Origin of the sequence: Gemmatimonas sp. UBA7669, assembly GCF_002483225.1 — a bacterium.
Classification (GTDB): Bacteria; Gemmatimonadota; Gemmatimonadetes; order Gemmatimonadales; family Gemmatimonadaceae; genus Gemmatimonas.
This window is the reverse complement of the sequence record NZ_DLHL01000018.1, coordinates 45,690-62,312: the sequence shown is the minus strand read 5'-3', so window position 1 is coordinate 62,312 and position 16,623 is coordinate 45,690. Positions and strand designations below refer to the sequence as shown.

Sequence of the window (16,623 nt, the reverse complement as noted above, 5' to 3'; positions counted from 1 at the left end):
CGGTTGCAGTCAAGGACTGCGGTTTCGGTTCCCGCAACCGCGGTGGCACTGAAAAACCGCTGTGTCGCCGCTCACACCACCGTCAGCCTCAAAGCGGAAACCCCGGGAACCGCGTCCCCAATCTCAGTGTTAAATCACCCGTAGGACCAGTCGGTCCTATCTCAAACACACTTTCAGGAGCATTTCCGATCATGCGCAAGCTGTCGATGCTGGCCGTTGCCGCCGTGGTGGCCATGGCCGCGCCCGCTACCTCGCAGGCCCAGGACAAGGACATCGTCGAGACCGCCGTCGCCGCGGGCTCGTTCAAGACCCTCGCCAAGCTCCTCGGCGATGCCGGTCTGGTTGAGACCCTCAAGGGCCCCGGCCCGTTCACCGTCTTCGCCCCGACCGACGAAGCGTTTGCCAAGGTTCCGGCCGCTACGCTCGAAGCCCTCGGCAAGGACAAGGCCAAGCTCAAGAGCGTCCTGCTGTACCATGTCGTCGCCGGCAAGGTGATGGCCGCTGACGCGCTCAAGCTCGCCGGCAAGAGCGCCAAGACGGTCGAAGGCAGCGAGGCCAAGATCTCCGTGATGGGCCAGACGCCGATGATCAACAACGCCCACATCGTGAAGACGGACATCCTCGCCAAGAACGGCGTGATTCACGTGATCGACGCGGTGATCCTGCCGCCCGCCAAGTAAGCGCGAACACTTCGCAGCAAGCGCAAACCGCCGCTCACTCGACGTTCGAGTGGGCGGCGGTTTCGTTTGCAGGCTGCACTGCATCACGGTGCCCCGATTTTTTTTGTGCGGCGCGGGGCCGGCGCCGAGTGAATGACAGTGGCTGTCTCAACGCTTGCGACGACGCGCCGCACCGAGTCCGACGAGGCCCACCACCACGAGCGCGAGGCTGGCCGGCTCGGGCACTTCCGTCACCTGACCCATGAACACCTGACGGTTGTTCACGAAATTGCCCTGCGCGTCGACCGGCGCGAAGATGCGATAGCTGGACGCATCATAGCCGCTGTTGGCGACGGCCTGGTTGTACCAGTACAGCGCGCCACCGGTGTTGTTGGGGTCGGTGATGCCGCGGTAGTTGCCTTCACCGGGCATGCCCGGGCTGCCGGCGCCGTCCTTCCAGAACAGGTTCCATAGCGCGACGTGCTGCTCATCCCACAGGTTCTGTGCGCCGCTGCTCATGTTGCTTGTCAGCCACGCGGCCGAGTTGAGCGTGCCGAGGCTCAGCGTGTTGGACGCACCCGCGGCACCGGTGAGCTTGTTGTAGAGACCCGTGGCCACGGCGCCGTTCTGGTTCACCAAGTCAGTGAACGTGAGGATGACCACCTTGCCGTCGCCGGCGTTGGACAGCCAGTCAAAGCAGTAGACGTCGAACGCCGTCTTGCCCGCGGCATCGGCCGCGCTGGTCCCGAACTTGGCGTTGTAGGGACCGGTGGCAATGCTGGTGCCGTTGACGGTCGGCGCTCCGCTCTTGGCGCCAACAAAGTCGAGATAGCCCGACGTGGCCGACGACGTGGGGGCCTGGGCGCCCAAGGTGTTGGCGGCGAACAGGGCGGCAGCGGCAAGCGAGGCAAGGGAACGAACGCGCATGGGATCGGAGCTCAATGAGAGGGTGAAGGTGCTGCCTGCCCCTTATCTCATGATTCATGCCAACCGGGCCCATCCGTAAGATTCAAGCCCAACCCATTGAATTTACAACACTTAGCGAGCAACCGGGAGTTTGGCGTATGGATCCCACATGCCGAACTCAGCCATATGTGATGCAGATTCCGATGAAATCTGCCTCACCCCTGCAACACGAGCAGGATGCATGCCAACACCCGACGTTGTCGCAAACTCGGCGCCGCCCCATTTTGCCAGCGCTGCCCCCTCGTCATTCCATATCCCGGCCCCTCATGCTCCGCCTTCTGCCGTCCTCCCCTCGCCTGGTGGCCAGTCGCTCGGCCAGTCGCGCCGCGGCCTTTGCCAGTTTGGCGCTTCCGCTCGCAATCGGCGGCGTTCGTGCCGCCGGCGCCCAACCCGCAGGTGCGCAGGCTGCAGCCCCCGCCGACCTCATCGTCACCAACGGCCGCATCTATACGGCCGATGACACCCGGCCCCTGGTGGAGGCCTTTGCCGTGCGCGGCGGCCGCATCGTGTTCACCGGCTCGCAACGTGAGGCGGCCATGCTGCGCGGTCCGTCCACGCAAGTGGTGGATGTTGAGGGCCGCACCGTCATTCCCGGCATGGTGGACGCGCACGCGCACTTCAACAACCTCGCCAAGAAGCTGCGCAGTGTGGACCTCGTGGGCACGAAGAGCTACGACGAGGTCATTGCCCGAGTGGTGGAGCGTGCCAAGAGCACACCCAAGGGCTCGTGGATTATTGGTCGCGGCTGGGATCAGAACGCCTGGGGCAATACCAACTTCCCCACGCACGAGGCGCTGTCGGCGGCCACGCCCGATCACCCGGTGCTGCTCGAACGCATTGACGGTCACGCGCAGCTCGCCAACGCCACCGCCATGCGCGTGGCAGGGCTGACTGCCGCGGCAAAGGACCCGAGCGGCGGCAAGATCATGCGTGATGCCAAGGGCCAGCCCACGGGCGTGCTCATTGATCGCGCCGAGAATCTGGTGAGCGGTAAGGTGCCCGAGCCCACGCTCGACGAATGGCGCAGCATGCACAAGGACGCCACCCGTCTCATGCACCGCTGGGGTCTGACGGGCATGCATGACGCGGGCGCGTCCCGCAAGATGATCGAACTCTACGAAGACATGGCGCAGAAGAACGAGCTCGATCTGCGTCTGTACATCATGATCAGCGACGACTCGGCGGCGCTACGACACTACTTCGCCATGGGACCGCGCTCGGCGTTGCACGACGGCCGCGTATGGGTGCGCGCGGTCAAGCTGTATGCGGATGGCGCGATGGGTTCGCGCGGCGCGGCGCTGCTCGAGCCCTACAGCGATGACCCGAACAACACGGGACTGCTGCTCTCACCGGCCACGCACATTCGCGAAGTGGCCGAAGCAGGACTCAAGGCCGGTTTCCAGATCAACACGCACGCCATTGGCGATCGTGGCAACCGCGTGGTGCTCGACGCGTACGAGAAGGCGCTGGCCAGCGTGCCGCGCGCCGATCATCGCTTCCGTGTGGAGCATGCGCAGATCCTGCATCAGGATGACATCCCGCGGTTCGCGCAGCTGGGTGTGATTCCCAGCATGCAGGCCAGTCATCAGACCAGCGACATGTACTGGATTGGCAAGCGTCTGGGCAATACGCGCTTGCTTGGCGCATACGCGTGGCAGTCCCTGCTCAAGAGCGGCGTGGTGATTCCCAACGGCTCGGACTTTCCGGTGGAAGAAGTGAATCCGCTCATCTCCTTCCACGCGAGTATCGCGCGGCAGGACGCGCGCAATTGGCCCGAGGGCGGCTGGTATGCGGAGCAGCGCATGAGCCGGGAAGACGCGCTGCGCAGCATGACACTCTGGCCGGCGTACGCGGGATTTCAGGAGAAGGACATGGGGTCGATCACGCCGGGCAAGTACGCGGATTTTGTCGTGCTGTCGCAGGACATCATGCGGGTGCCGGTGGAGATGGTGTTGGAGACGAGGGTGGAAGCGACGTGGGTTGGTGGGAAAGTGGTGTACTCGGCGGGGGGGCGGTGAGGGGCTGAAGCCGTTCTGTTCTGATGGACGCCATCCACTGTTTTGGGCTGTGAGCTGTGGACTGTGGGTTTGAGTGGTGTGGGGGTGAGATCGCGTAATCCGAGGGATCCCAAGCGAGTTCGCGTTGAGCGAATGGGATCCCACGGCGCGATGGCCGTGGATTACGTGATGCCGACGCGAATCCACTCACACCCAGAGCACACGGCGCACAGCCCACGGCAGGGGATGGCCGAGTGGGATCCGACCCACATGCAGCCCAACTCTGACCTGTTGCACCCCTCCCACGCCTGTCGCCCCCGTTCCTCATGGACCAGTCCGGTTTCGTACCCCCGGTCCGTCACAGGAATGGGCGTTTTGTATGGCAGAACCCGGTTTTTTGGGCATTTTGACCGATTTCCACCCAATGGCCCCGCCCGGCATGCGCCTTGCTCTTTGGGGACGTGATCCCGCTCAATCGGCCGACCGGCCGGCATCACCATCCCCAAGGACAGACAATGCGCGCAGCATTCACGGGTGCCCTGCTTTTCCTCGCCACGGCCACGACGGCCTCGGCGCAGGTGACGTTCTCCTCCACCTCGGGCGCACCCGACCAGGGTTTTGCGCCCCAGCAGCTGCTGGTGAACTTCAACGGCGGCCCGTACAACGGCGTGTCGTTCAGCGGCGACTACTCCATCCTGCCCGGTTCGGTCTCGGGCGCCGCGGCGCCGGCCGGTGTGAACAGCGGCTTCTTTGCCGTGCCCAACGTGAACGGTGATGCCAATGGTTCGGCCATCATCGACTTCCAGGGCTTCCTGGCCACGCAGTCGATCACCTCGCTGAGCTTCTACTGGGGCTCGATCGACACGTACAACAAGCTCGAAGTGCTGGACCAGAATCTGAACGTGATCAACTTCACCGGCGGCGCCAACGCGGGTTTCCTGACTGGCGAGGACGTGGCGACGAACGCGAACGGCAACCAGACGATCTCGGACACGAATCGTCGCCTGTTCCTCGACTTCACAAACGCCGGCAACTTCCGCGCGCTTCGCCTGACGTCGAACGGCCGGGCGTTCGAGATCGACGACATTGCCGTGGCGGTGCCGGAGCCGGGTTCGCTGGCGTTGCTGGGCGCGGGGATGATGGGGTTGGTTGGCGTGGCGCGGAAGCGGCGGGGCTGAACGTTTGTGTTGATGGACGAAGCGCCCGGCGATCGATCGCCGGGCGCTTTTTCGTTAACTGCGGTCGAGGTTCTGGTTTCGCCATCCGCTGCCGTGGGCGTTGGGCTCTGGGCTGTGGGTTTGAGTGGTGCAGGGGCGGGATCGCGTTATCCGAGGCATCGCGAACCGGAATCGCGGGGGCGGCTGGGATCCCACGGCGTGATGGCCGTGGATTACGCGATGTGGACGCCAATCCACTCACACCCAAAGCCCACGGCCCATAGCCCAGAGCAGTGGATGGCCGAGTGGGATCCCGTCCCCCTTCAAGGCACCACCACCGGCCTCCCCAAACACCCCTTCCCCTCCCTCCTCCCCGCATCATGCTGAAGAATCAGCATCGCATCCGCCGCCGTCACCTCGCCATCGCAATTCACGTCACCGCGTGTCCTGGCATCAACGCGCGGCCCGACCGGCAGTTGCAGCAGCCAGCGCAGAATGGCCGTTGCGTCGGCTGACGTAATGCTCCCGTCGCCATCCACATCGCCCACCACAGCCGCTGGTGCCATCACGTCGGTCGTATCGATGACCAGGAACGGTGACCCGATGGCCCCCGGCACCGTAATGCTCAGCGTATCGACGTAGCGCCCCGGCTCCATCAGCCGCTGATTGCGCGACCAGCGCAGGAAGTCTCCCGTGCGTCCGGTGGCAATGGTGGTGAACGCATCGCGCTGATGCAATCTGATGCGCGCCGGCGCCGACGCGGTCCAGTTCGTGTTCACGCCCACCGTGCTCAACACACCCACACGCACGCTGTCCACACGCGGCAGACTGCCCAGCGTGACCTGCCCACGCATGCCGCGCCGCGAAGCCGTGAGCCTGAGGGGGACGTTCTCGCCGAACAGCGTGTCCACAATGCGCTGCTGCGCGAGGCCGGGAATGTTGACGAAGATGGTGTCGATGGAGCGGCCGACCGCCGTGGGTGAACGTTGCCAGAGAATCCAATCGTTGCTGGCGCCGTTACTGCGCAGCACGCGGCCATCGGCGCGTCGGTTGAACGCCGTCCACTCCGCCTGCAGTCCACTCAGCCGCACCTGCACACTGTCCAGTTGCGGAATGGCGCCCACGGGCAGCGTGAGTGCCGGACGACGCGGCCCGAACTCCACACCCGGTCCACTGCCACTCACCAGCGTGACCGTGTCCACCACCAGATAGGTGCTGGGCGTGGCGCCGGCCACATCGATGCGCAGTGTGTCGATGTACGTGCCGTCGCTCAAGCCACTGGCCTGGAACCAGAAGGCGAGTGTGCTGGAGCCGGTGCGTGTGCTCAGCGTATCACGCGCGGTGCGGTTCTCGTTGAACAAGTACTGACGTGACGAAGGCCGCGCCGTCCAGGTGCTGCTGCCAAGCGCCGCGCTCAGTGTGACCCGCACGGTGTCAAAACCGATGAAGGCATCGCCCAGCCGTGCGCTGATGTTGCGCGAGATGCGGGACAGCTGTACGGCGGGTGCGGGCGTGCTGCGCTCCACACGTCCCACTTCCACGCGAAACGTGGAGCGTGTCTGCCCCGTGGGCGCCGACAGCTGCAGGGTGAACACGTTGCGTGCGCCCGGCAACTGTGCCGGATTGATGGCATACACCAGCCAACCGTTGCCACTGCCCGATGAACGCTCGAGCCTGAGCCACGCGGGAAGGGTGAGCGGATACGCCGCCCAACTGTCAGCAGCCGTGACCTGCGCCGAGTCGCGCACCCAGGCCAGGCCACCCGCTTCTACTTCACGTGTGCCGCCAGCGCGAAGAAAGCGCGCCACCCCAATGCCGGCGTTGCGTGTGACCGTCACATACCAGCCGTGTTCATGCAGCGAGTCCACGCGCATACGAATCTGGCTGCCGGGATGTTCGTAGCTCTCCCCCAACGTGAACACGGAACCGGCGTCGTTCACATCACCGTTCCCGTCCACATCCACCACCTGCGCCTGCTCGGCGCGGCCATTATCGACGGTGGATATGACCACACCCTCGCCGGGAATGCTGCGATCGAGCCCTGCACGGCTGCGCGCTTCAATGAGCAACTGCGCGCCGCTACGGAAATGCGTGAGTGGCACGGTGACGAGCTGCTTGCCCTGAGCCGTGGCCAGTGGCACGCTGTGTGCCTCGAGCAGCCCCGACCAACTGCCACTCATGACTTCGACTTTCGCCGAGTCGGGGATGAGGCCAAGCCGGTCCTTGTGGTAGGCGAGGAAGTGCGCGCCGGCGCGTCCAAAGTCGGCATTGAGAAAGCTGCCGGTGCTGGATGAACTCATGACATCCCAGCGCGCATCGTACACCGCGCCGTACGGGCCGCTGCTGTGCGGCAGGCCGAACGAATGACCGAGTTCGTGCCACACGGTACCAGAGCGCGCCCAGTCCATGTTCCACATGGCCGGGATGACACGTGACGGGCCATCGAGCGCGATGCCCGTGCTGCCGCCCCAGCTGCAACAGCCGATGGCCGAATTGAAATGCATGCCCACGCCGCCGAAGGTGCTGTAATCCAGTTGTGCGTCGGCGGCAGCGAGACACTCACTGCTCATGAGGCCAAGGTTGGCTTCACCGTCGGCCAGGGTATAGCCGCTGCGTGGGCGCGGCAGTGTGAGCCAGCCCACCACGGTGGTGCCTTCGAGATTGAGACGTTCGCGCGACACTTCGCGGTAGTACGCATCGGCGCCACCACTGGCACGGCCGTACATGCGCTCGTAAGCGGCCGGTGGCAGGGGTTCGGCGGGAATGTCGGCAAACTTGCAGAGCACCACGGCATAGGGCCGGCGCTGTACGACCCAGGCTGGTGGCAGCGTGTTGCGTGCACGCGAAACGGCGCCGGGCACCGGTGAGATTTCCGTGAGCCGCGGCAGTGTGAGTGCGCTGCCGGCACCGAACGCCGGCCGTGCTGCGCTGACGGTGACATCGACCAGTTGCCGATCGAGTTGCTGCACACGGGCCACGAAGTCGAGATCGCGGTTGTCCACCATGTACTGCGTGACCTCACCGGCGCCGCCCTGGATGATGGCGCGGTAGCGCGGCACCCCGTCGCGCTCCGGGTCGCCCCACACCAGGTAGAGCGTTCCGCGCTGCGTGCTGGACGATGGCGGCGGCGTGGGGTCGGCCGAAGCCTGGGCCTCTGCGCTACGTGATACGCCGCTGGATGCGCCAAGCACGGCCGCACACATGGCGGCGCGCATCGCGCGAGTTGCTGTCCGATGTGTTGCGGGCTTCATCGCGGGCCTCCCACCGTCGCCGGCTCCAGTCGCGCGAGACGATTGACGCCCTGCACATCCACCCATTCCTGCACGAGCAGCGCCGTGGCGAGCGCCTGCGCTGACAGCGTCGCGGGCGCGCGCAGTTTCACCGTGAACAGGTCGCCGGTGCTGAGTCCGTCGGGCGCCACCCCTACCACACGCAGCGTGCGACCTTCCACGGCCAGCAGACGCTGCGCTGCGCCCTGTGCAGACGACTGATCGAGTGCGAGCGCCGCGGTGTCGACGCCGGGTGGCAGAAGGAGTTGCACCCGATAGGCGCCAAGGGCCGGCGCGGCCGCGCCGCTGTGGACGCGCAGCGTGGCCTGCACGGTGCCACCGTCCTGCGAGGTGATGTGCCAGGTCGCGCGATAGGCATCAGGCTGCAGCGCAGCCAGTGGCGCGGCGCCGGGTTGTGTGCTGTCGTGGCAGGCTGAAACGAGCGCGAGCGCACCGGTCAACGCGGCTGAGACAATGGCAAACGATCGTGCGTGGGTCATGGGATGCGCACCAGCATTTCGGTCGTGGTCCGTTCCTGCAGGAGTTCGCCTGTTGGTCCGCGGGCTTCAAGCAGAATGACCTGGAAGCGTTGCACGCCGCGATTGCCGTCACCGTCGAGCGCGCGGAAGCGCAGACTGGCCATCGGCACGGCCGGCCCTCTCGCAATGATGGCGTTTGAACCGACGATCGTGAGACGGACAATGCCTTGTGCGAGCACGTTGCGATTGAAGGTGACCACGCCCGTGTTCGTGAGCACCGAATCCGACACCAGCGTGAATGCGCCCGGGCTCCAGTTCACCTCCACAACCGCCGTGTGCACGTCGGAGGGTGCGTTGAGCGCCGCCAGACCCTGCAGGGTGGTGGACATGGTGGCGCCAACCGGCACCACCGAATCAGCGACGGCACGTTGCAGTGAGAACAGCGCGGCCCCGCCGCTGACATTGGGCATGGCATGCACACCACTCTGCCCTTCGGGTGTGGTGAGCAGCAGGTCGAACGTGCCGGTACCCGTTACCGTGACCTGCATGGCCGCGGTACCACTGGCCGTGGATGGCGAGGTCGCACCGGAGACGATACTCACATTGCCACGCGCCACCTGTGCGCGCACGATGGTAGGCGTGGTGATCAGTGCGCCGCCTGCGTCGCGCAACGTGGCCGTGAAGCGATAAATGGTGGTGGAGGCGCTGCCCGACGCCGGACGTTCGGTGGTGATGGTGGAGATGGTGATGGCGCCGTTGCCGCTGTTGCCCACGATGACCGGCTGCGATACGGCGGCTTCAAATCCGCTGGCGGCCACACGCAATTGCCAACTGCCGCTCTGCATGATGGCCAGACTGTCAAACTGCGCCTCGCCGCGCACTGCCTGCGCCGTGGTGCTGCCCAGCAGCGTACCGGCCGCGCCCTGGGTGAGGGCAATACTCACCGGCCCGTCATACGGCACCGTGGTGCCGGTACGTCCGTCCACAGCGCGCACGCGCAGGCTGAACACACGCCCCGGCAGCACGCCACCCGGTGGACCGTTCACGAATTCCAGCGCCGGCGGCAGCGCGGGCCCCACGGTAATGCGCACAGAGTCACGCTGGCCTTCACTGCTGGCGGCAATGAACGCCTCGCCCTGCACGAGGCCCGTCACCAGTCCGGTACCGGACACACTGGCCACCGCCGGCGCGCTGGAGCTCCACGCAATGGGGCGGTCGGTGAGTGTGCGTCCGCTGCTGTCGGTGGCCACCGCGGAGAGCGCGAGCGTGCGCCCTTCGTTGACCACCTGGGTGGGCGCAGTGATGCGTACGCGCGCGACCGGCGGCGGCACAACGGCAATGCTGGCGCTGGCCGACACCGACTCCACGGTGACGGTGATTTGCGCCGAGCCCGGGGCAAAGGCCAGCAGGTTGCCGGTGGACGACACCGACAGCACCTCGGCGTTGCTGCTCTGCCAACTGGTGGCGCGGCCCGTGAGCACGTTGCCGTTGGCATCGGTGGCCACGGCCTGCAGCGTGGCGCTGGCGCCCACGACGAGGCGCTCGGGCACGCCATTCAGCACCACGCGTGCGACGGCGGCCTGGGCCGGGGGCGGTGGGGGAGGCGGAGGCGTGGGGCCGCCGCTGCTGTCGCTGCCACCGCCTCCGCAGGCCAGTGGCGCGAGCAGGACCAGCAGACCGAACCATCGCCGCAGTCCGGACGTGGGGAAACGTTGCGGCGACTGGGACCGCCGGACCGGCTTCGAATTGACGAGCGATTGCCGCAAACGCGGACACCTCGGCCGAGGATGATTGCCACATGTGGTGCGGGTATGGAGCGGGGCCCGTGACACGCCCGCCCCCCGCCTGCCCCACATTGCGCCAGCAGAGTCGCGCGCGCCAGTGCACAATTGACGGATGCGCATCGTCTCTCTGCTTCCGGCCGCCACGGAAATCGTGGCCCTGCTTGGCGCCAGCGATCATCTCGTGGGTGTGTCGCATGAGTGCGACTATCCCGACATCGTGGGCTCACGCGCGCGTGTGACACGCGCCACCATACCCGACACCCATGACCCCGCCGCCATCGATGCCGCGGTGCGCGAACAGCATGAGGCGGGGCTCGCGCTGTTTGCCATTGATGAGGCGCGTGTGCGGGCGCTGCATCCGGATGTGCTGCTCACGCAGGCACTCTGCGAGGTGTGTGCGGTGCGCGAGTCGGACGTGCGGGCACTGGCGTCCCGCCTGTCACCCGAGCCACGCGTGGTGACACTCGGTGGGACGTCAGTCGATGGCATTCTGGACGACATCCGCACCGTGGGTGAGGCGCTGGGCGCGAGCGACGAAGTGGAGGAAACGCTGGCCGGACTGCGCGACCGGATACGCCACGTGCACGAGACACTCAAGGCCGCGCAGGCCCCGCGGCCACGCGTGGCGCTGGTGGAGTGGACGGAACCGGTATATGTGGCGGGCCACTGGGGACCGGAGCAGATCAAGCGCGCCGGCGGCATTGATGTGCTGGGCGTGGCGGGCGCGCATTCGGTGCCGGTCAGCATGGACGCGCTGCGTGAGGCGGCACCGGACATCGTGCTGTTTGCGCCTTGTGGCTACAGTGTCGCGGCGGCGGCCCAAGAGGCGCGACGTTGTCTGACGAAGCCGGAGTGGGAGTGGCTGGCTGACCGTCAGGTGTGGGCGATGGATGCGAACGGACTCACGTCGCGGCCGGGGCCACGGGTGGTTGATGGGATTGAAGCGATGGCGAGGATATTCAATCCTTCGTTATTCACAGAGGTGGCGGGGGCGCACGCGGTTCGGGTGCGATAGTACTGCGGTTCGGGTGCGATAGAACTGCGGTCGGGGTTCGCGTCCGCCATCCGCAGTTCTGGGCCGTGGGACGTGGGTTATGCGTGGGAGTGGTGTCGGAGCGAGATCGCGATATCCGTGAGGTCGTACCGCGTGTGTCGGCGCACACCACCGCGCGATGCCAGCAAGTCGCCGTGATCTCGCCCTCGATCCACTCGCACCCATCACCCACGTCCCACGGCCCACGGCTGTGGAAGGCGTGCTGCAGTCGACCCCGACCCCGACCGCAGTCACCCAATCCAGAGCTTGACTGCCATCCCCACCATCAGCAGCGCAAACGCCCGCCTGAGCGTCTCCGCATCCACGTTCGTGGCAATCCACGAACCGCCGAACGCCCCGACTGCCATGCCGAGGGCAATCCACAGTGCGTCGAGCGGCTTGAGGTGTCCGGCGCGATAGTACGTGACCGCACCAACCGCCGCGCCAAGTGGGAGCACGAGCGCCGCGAGTGACGTGCCGGCCGCCTGCTGCGGCGTCATCTTGGCGACGTAGATGAGCGCGGGCACGATGATGATGCCGCCGCCGATGCCGAACAGCCCACTGAGCACGCCGGCGGCGACGCCGATGAGCAGAAACGGAATGATCATGCTCCAACGATAGCACGTATATTGCCCCCATGCTTTCCGAATCCTCTCTCGCCTTCCTCAAGCGCCTGCTCGATACGCCCGGTCCCTCGGGCTTCGAAGGCGCCCCGGCGCGTGTCTGGCGCGCCGAAGCGGCCACGGTCACCGCGTCCGTGCGCGCCGACGCCATTGGCAACTCGCTGGCCACGGTCACCGGCACGGCCGGCGCCGACGGTCCCATCATTCTGCTGGCCGGTCATATCGACGAGATCGGCGTGATTGTCACGCACATCGATGACAACGGCTACGTGTATTTCGAACCCATCGGTGGCTGGGATCCGCAGGTGCTGGTCGCGCAGCGCATGCGCTTTCTCGGACGCCACGGCGACGTGCTGGGGGTGATTGGCAAGAAGCCCATCCACCTCATGAAGCCCGAGGAACGCGAGAAGGCCAGCAAGATCACGGACCTGTGGGTGGACATTGGGGCGCGCAACAAGGCCGAGGCGCAGGAGCGACTGGAGGTGGGCGATGCGGGGGTGATTGACTCGCAGTCCATCGAGTTGCCCAACGGCCGGCTCGTGTCGCGCAGCATCGACGACCGCATTGGCGCGTTCGTGGTGCTGGAAGCACTGCGTCGGTACGCGGCCAATCCGGGTGAGGCCACGGTCGTGGCGGCGGCCACGGCGCAGGAGGAAATCGGCTACTCGGGCGGTGGCGCGCGCGTGGCGGCGCAGTCCGTGCACGCGAACATGGCCATTGCCGTGGACGTGACCTTTGCCACCGATCATCCGGGCATGAAGAAGGAAGAAATCGGTGAGCACAACATCGGCGGCGGCCCCGTGCTCACGCGTGGTTCGGTGATCTCGCCGGTCGCGTACCGGTTGCTGGCCAATACGGCGCGGCGACTGGAGATTCCGTTCAGTTTGCATGCGGCGGGACGATTCACGAGCACCGATGCCGATGCGATGCAGCTGGCGCGCAATGGCGTGGCGACGGCACTGGTGAGCATTCCGAACCGCTACATGCATTCGCCCAACGAGATGGTGGCGTTGGAGGATTTGGATCGGGCGGCGACGTTGATTGCGGAAACGTGTCGGGTGGTGGGGGCGAGTACGGATTTTACGGATCGCTGACTGCGGTTGCAGTTGGGGGCGACGGCGGCGTGTTATCCGCCGCCGTGGGCTGTGAGATGTGGGCTATGGGTGAGAGTGGTGCCGGGGCAGGATCGCGTAGTCCGTGAGATCGTTCCCTGGTTGGTCGGGGGATCCCACGGCGCGATGTCAGCCAGTCGCCGTGATGCGGTCGGTGAACCACTCACACCCACAGCGCATGGCCCACAGCCCACGGCGGTGGATGGCCAAGTGGGATCCCGAATCCTGCACCCCGCGCAAAACTGCGGCAGCTCAACCGCGCAACCGCTGCGCCGCCGCCGCCACTTCCGGATCCTGATCGTTCACCAACATCTCGATCGCCGGCAGCACCGCATTCCCACGCGCCTTGAACAGCGCTTCAATGGCGGCGATTCGCAGCCAGGCTTCGCGCGGTACGGTCTTCTCTCCCGCCTCCGTGTTCTGCGGCGGCACGGCAATGCGCAGCAAACGCTGAATGGCATCGGATGAACCGAGCTTGCCGAGTGCGGCCAGCATTTCCAGCGCCGCGTCTTCGTCCGTTTCCTGCTCGAAGGCGGCCGCCAGCCGCGCCGCCGGCGGCCGCACGCCACCACTCACCGAGTTGGACAGGCCGTAGCTCACGGCTGCAATGCGCCGGACTTCGGCGTGGCGATCGTCGATGGCGTTGTGCAAACCGGCAATGGCCTTGGCCGTGCCGAGGCGAATGAGCGCGCGGGCAACGGCAATGCGAATGCGGTCGTCTTCGTGCGAGAGCAGCGGCAGCATGGCCAGATCCGCTGACTGCACGCCCATCTCACCCAGCAGGGCGACGGCGTTGCGCACCACGAACCAGCGCGAGTCGCGCAGCAGGTCAAACAGCATGGTGCCGCCCAGATCGAGCGATACAATGCTGTCAAAGTACGCCCGCCGACTCTGCGTGTCCTCGGCCGACATGAGTTGACGCACGAGCACATCCACCGCGATTTCTCCCGCGCGCGCGAGCAGCTCGAGCAGCACGAGGCGATCGGGGGAATGCGGCACGCGCGAGGCCAGCAACTCCAGCGTGCGACGATGCTGCAGGCGACGCAGAATGCGCTCGGTGGCCAAACGTCCCGGTCCCGCGCCCACCTGATGACCGTGGGCCATGACCGCACGCGCAATGCCCTCGATGCCCTGTGCCTCACCGCGGAACTCGAGATCGTCGAGCAGCGCAACAATCGCATCGGCCGCGCGCATGGCCGTGTCGTCGGCGTGTGCGCCGGCCAGACGCGACAGCGCAATGGCCGTTGGTGACGTCCCGTGCTCACCGGTTTCGTCCGCGGCAGCGGGCGAAGCCATGGCCTCGGGCACCGGAGCCGATCGCTCCGTGGCAGTGCCCTGCGATGTATCAGCCGGCGTGACCAGCACACTCCACGAGCGCAGCAATTCGCGGGGGGCGGGCTCGGCCGATATGCTGCTCAGCGTGGTAGGCGTATCACTGCGCGACGGAGGTTGCGCAAAGGCATTGCCACGCAGCGCATCGGCGGGAGACGCCGCCTGCGCGGATGACGCAGCAGATGACGCGGCAGAGGACGCAAGGGATTGTGTGAGCAGTTGCGCCAGCGTGAGCAGCTCGCTGGGCGCCGCGCCCTGACGCACGGTGATGGAGCCCACACCCAGCCTGAGACAGCGCTGCAGCAGTGTACCGAGCAGCGGATCGTCGCGTGTGAGTCCCCGGTCCACCGGATCACCGGCCAGCACGAACTGACCCTCCATGACTCGGCAGAGCATGGCGGCCTCACGAATGCGCGCCGTGAGCTGGCGCAGCGCATCACGCACGCTGGCCATGCGTTCCGGGTCGGGCTCCCGTCCCGACCCCAGCCCCAGAGTGGCCATGCGGTCGACCAGCAGGGCGAGTGCCCGCAAGGTGCCACGCGCCGCGCGGCCATCGGGCACGGCGCGATGCATGCCACTGTCCACGGCCAGCGTGGAGGAGGGCGTGCTGCGGCGGTATCCGAGGGGAGGCATGGCGGTAATGTAGCGCGTCACCGTGGAGGCAGAGAGCCTCTGGCAGCGAGTCGTTGGCAAGGGCCTCCGCCAATTGTGCTAGTTTTTTCTGAGCCCCGTCCCGCAGCGTTGCGGGCACCTTGAGGAATTCCGCCCGTGCACATGACCAGCGGCTTCACGCGCACCACGCCCCTGCCCCTCTACTTCCGTGCGGATGGTCCGCCCGGCGCCCCGCCCGTGCTGCTGTTGCACGGCGGCCCCGGTGCGCATCACGACTATCTGTACCCGCAGATGCTGACGCTGAGCGATACGTACCGGCTCATCACCTACGATCAGCGTGGTGGTGGACAGAGTCGAACCGACGATCCCGCGCCCATCACCTGGGAGACGCAGGTCAGCGATCTGGCCACGATCGTCACGGAGTTCGCGCTCTTTCCGCCCACCATCATCGGCTATTCCTGGGGCGCGCTGCTGGCCATGCTGTACGCCACACGCGCCGTGCGCGACGCGTCGATGGTGGCGCCGGCTCGCCTCGTGCTCATCTCACCGGCACCCGTCACCCGCGCGTGGCGCGATGAGTTCGAGCAGACCCTCGCCGCGCGTGGGCGCGGTGAAGTCATTCAGGGATTGCGCACCACCCTCCAGGCCTCGGGTCTTCGCGAATCGGATCCGGATGTGTACCGGCAGCGCAGCTTCGAGTTGAGCGTGGCCGGCTATTTCGCCGATCCGTACCGGGCACGTGACCTCACTCCCTTTCGTGTGACAGGCAAGGTGCAGCAGTCGGTATGGACGAGTCTTGGTGAATATGATATCAGGGACGAACTCCGTGCCGTGCACTGCCCCACACTCGTCATTCACGGACGACAGGACCCCATTCCGCTGGAGAGTGCGGAAGCTGCCGCCAGTTGTCTGAACGCTGAGCTCGTGGTGTTGGACGATTGCGGACACGTCCCATACGTCGAACAACCTGGCCAACTATTCACCGCCATCCGCACCTTCCTGCCCCGACCTTGACCCCGACCCGGGGCAACGACCACAACTGCGGTAGCCTCGCCCGCTGTTACTTCCCGCAGTTCACCTTACGTGGTTCCACCTTACGCTCAACCAAGACCCCGACTGCCTTGCTGCCCTTTGGTCCCGTCACCCATACCGCGCTCACGACTCTAGCCGTCAACGGGAGAACCGTGCGTGTGACCGTGCACACCGCACACGACGGCATCGAGTACGTGGGTCGTCTGTTCTTCGCCGAAGAGGGGTGGACCAACAGCGGCATTCCCGACCGCGGCGTGCTGCCCGGTCGTACCATCGACAATGTGCTGGCGCTGGCGCGTGATCTCACCGCCGACGAACTCGCGCTGCGCTTTCGTCGAGCCAACGCCGAGAAGCGTCGCTTTCATGGCCTGCGTCAGCTCACGCTTGAAGTGCTGTCCAAGGTGCGCTACATGAATCAGGTGGGTGTCTCCATGCGCAACGGTCTGCTCGAGCCGGCCGCAGCGGCGCAGGAGCTGGAGCTTACCGAGCGGCAGATGGTGGAACTGGTGGCCAAGATGCGACATCTGGCGGGCGTGGAATCGTGACGGTGCAGGGCCAGGGCGCTGCC

The 16,623-nt window shown here is 66.1% G+C and carries 13 protein-coding genes; 7 read left to right on the top strand and 6 right to left on the bottom strand.

The genetic code is table 11. The annotated features are described in order from the left end of the window. The first annotated feature begins 191 nt into the window (after positions 1 to 191). Positions 192 to 680, top strand: coding sequence for a fasciclin domain-containing protein (locus B2747_RS06230; RefSeq protein WP_291157970.1), 489 nt, complete (start codon positions 192 to 194; stop codon positions 678 to 680). A gap of 147 nt (positions 681 to 827) precedes the next feature. Here the strand turns inward: B2747_RS06230 and B2747_RS06225 are convergent, their stop codons facing one another. Continuing rightward, entirely contained in the window at positions 828 to 1,586 is a 759-nt protein-coding gene (locus B2747_RS06225; protein WP_291157968.1) for a PEP-CTERM sorting domain-containing protein, read from the bottom strand. 305 nt (positions 1,587 to 1,891) lie between these two features. On the opposite strand from B2747_RS06225, the gene B2747_RS06220 reads away from it, so the two are divergent. Then, positions 1,892 to 3,643 (top strand): amidohydrolase, encoded by a 1,752-nt coding sequence (locus B2747_RS06220; protein ID WP_291157966.1) that lies wholly within the window; start codon positions 1,892 to 1,894, stop codon positions 3,641 to 3,643. 494 nt (positions 3,644 to 4,137) lie between these two features. Further along, positions 4,138 to 4,800, top strand: a complete 663-nt coding sequence (locus tag B2747_RS06215; protein ID WP_291157964.1) for a PEP-CTERM sorting domain-containing protein — start codon at positions 4,138 to 4,140, stop codon at positions 4,798 to 4,800. A 302-nt stretch (positions 4,801 to 5,102) separates the two neighbouring features. Here the strand turns inward: B2747_RS06215 and B2747_RS06210 are convergent, their stop codons facing one another. From B2747_RS06210 to B2747_RS06200, 3 genes are read right to left on the bottom strand one after another with little or no spacing between them, the layout of a single operon-like run. Next, entirely contained in the window at positions 5,103 to 7,994 is a 2,892-nt protein-coding gene (locus B2747_RS06210; protein ID WP_291157962.1) for a dockerin type I domain-containing protein, read from the bottom strand. Between the two features lie 32 nt (positions 7,995 to 8,026). Beyond that, positions 8,027 to 8,548 (bottom strand): hypothetical protein, encoded by a 522-nt coding sequence (locus B2747_RS06205; protein WP_291157960.1) that lies wholly within the window; start codon positions 8,546 to 8,548, stop codon positions 8,027 to 8,029. Beyond that, positions 8,545 to 10,293: an Ig-like domain-containing protein gene (locus tag B2747_RS06200; RefSeq protein WP_291157958.1), complete on the bottom strand. Its 1,749-nt coding sequence runs from the start codon at positions 10,291 to 10,293 to the stop codon at positions 8,545 to 8,547. The genes B2747_RS06205 and B2747_RS06200 overlap by 4 nt, the downstream gene beginning before the upstream one ends. A gap of 130 nt (positions 10,294 to 10,423) precedes the next feature. Here B2747_RS06200 and B2747_RS06195 point away from each other — a divergent pair, with 130 nt between their 5' ends. Continuing rightward, positions 10,424 to 11,326 carry an ABC transporter substrate-binding protein gene (locus B2747_RS06195; protein WP_291157956.1) on the top strand — a complete coding sequence of 301 codons (903 nt, stop codon included), beginning with the start codon at positions 10,424 to 10,426 and terminating at the stop codon, positions 11,324 to 11,326. Between the two features lie 269 nt (positions 11,327 to 11,595). Here B2747_RS06195 and B2747_RS06190 read toward each other — a convergent pair whose 3' ends face one another. Next, the gene (locus B2747_RS06190) at positions 11,596 to 11,952 is read right to left on the bottom strand and encodes a sulfite exporter TauE/SafE family protein (protein ID WP_291157954.1); all 357 of its coding nucleotides are present in this window, start codon (positions 11,950 to 11,952) and stop codon (positions 11,596 to 11,598) included. 29 nt (positions 11,953 to 11,981) lie between these two features. On the opposite strand from B2747_RS06190, the gene B2747_RS06185 reads away from it, so the two are divergent. Beyond that, complete coding sequence (locus tag B2747_RS06185) at positions 11,982 to 13,061, top strand: M20/M25/M40 family metallo-hydrolase (RefSeq protein WP_291157952.1); 1,080 nt, start codon at positions 11,982 to 11,984, stop codon at positions 13,059 to 13,061. Positions 13,062 to 13,331: 270 nt separating this feature from the next. On the opposite strand, the gene B2747_RS06180 is transcribed toward B2747_RS06185, so the two are convergent. Continuing rightward, complete coding sequence (locus B2747_RS06180) at positions 13,332 to 15,044, bottom strand: HEAT repeat domain-containing protein (RefSeq protein WP_291157950.1); 1,713 nt, start codon at positions 15,042 to 15,044, stop codon at positions 13,332 to 13,334. A gap of 141 nt (positions 15,045 to 15,185) precedes the next feature. On the opposite strand from B2747_RS06180, the gene B2747_RS06175 reads away from it, so the two are divergent. Then, entirely contained in the window at positions 15,186 to 16,037 is an 852-nt protein-coding gene (locus B2747_RS06175; RefSeq protein ID WP_291157972.1) for an alpha/beta fold hydrolase, read from the top strand. A 182-nt stretch (positions 16,038 to 16,219) separates the two neighbouring features. Further along, positions 16,220 to 16,600: a hypothetical protein gene (locus tag B2747_RS06170; RefSeq protein ID WP_291157948.1), complete on the top strand. Its 381-nt coding sequence runs from the start codon at positions 16,220 to 16,222 to the stop codon at positions 16,598 to 16,600. Positions 16,601 to 16,623 lie beyond the last annotated feature (23 nt).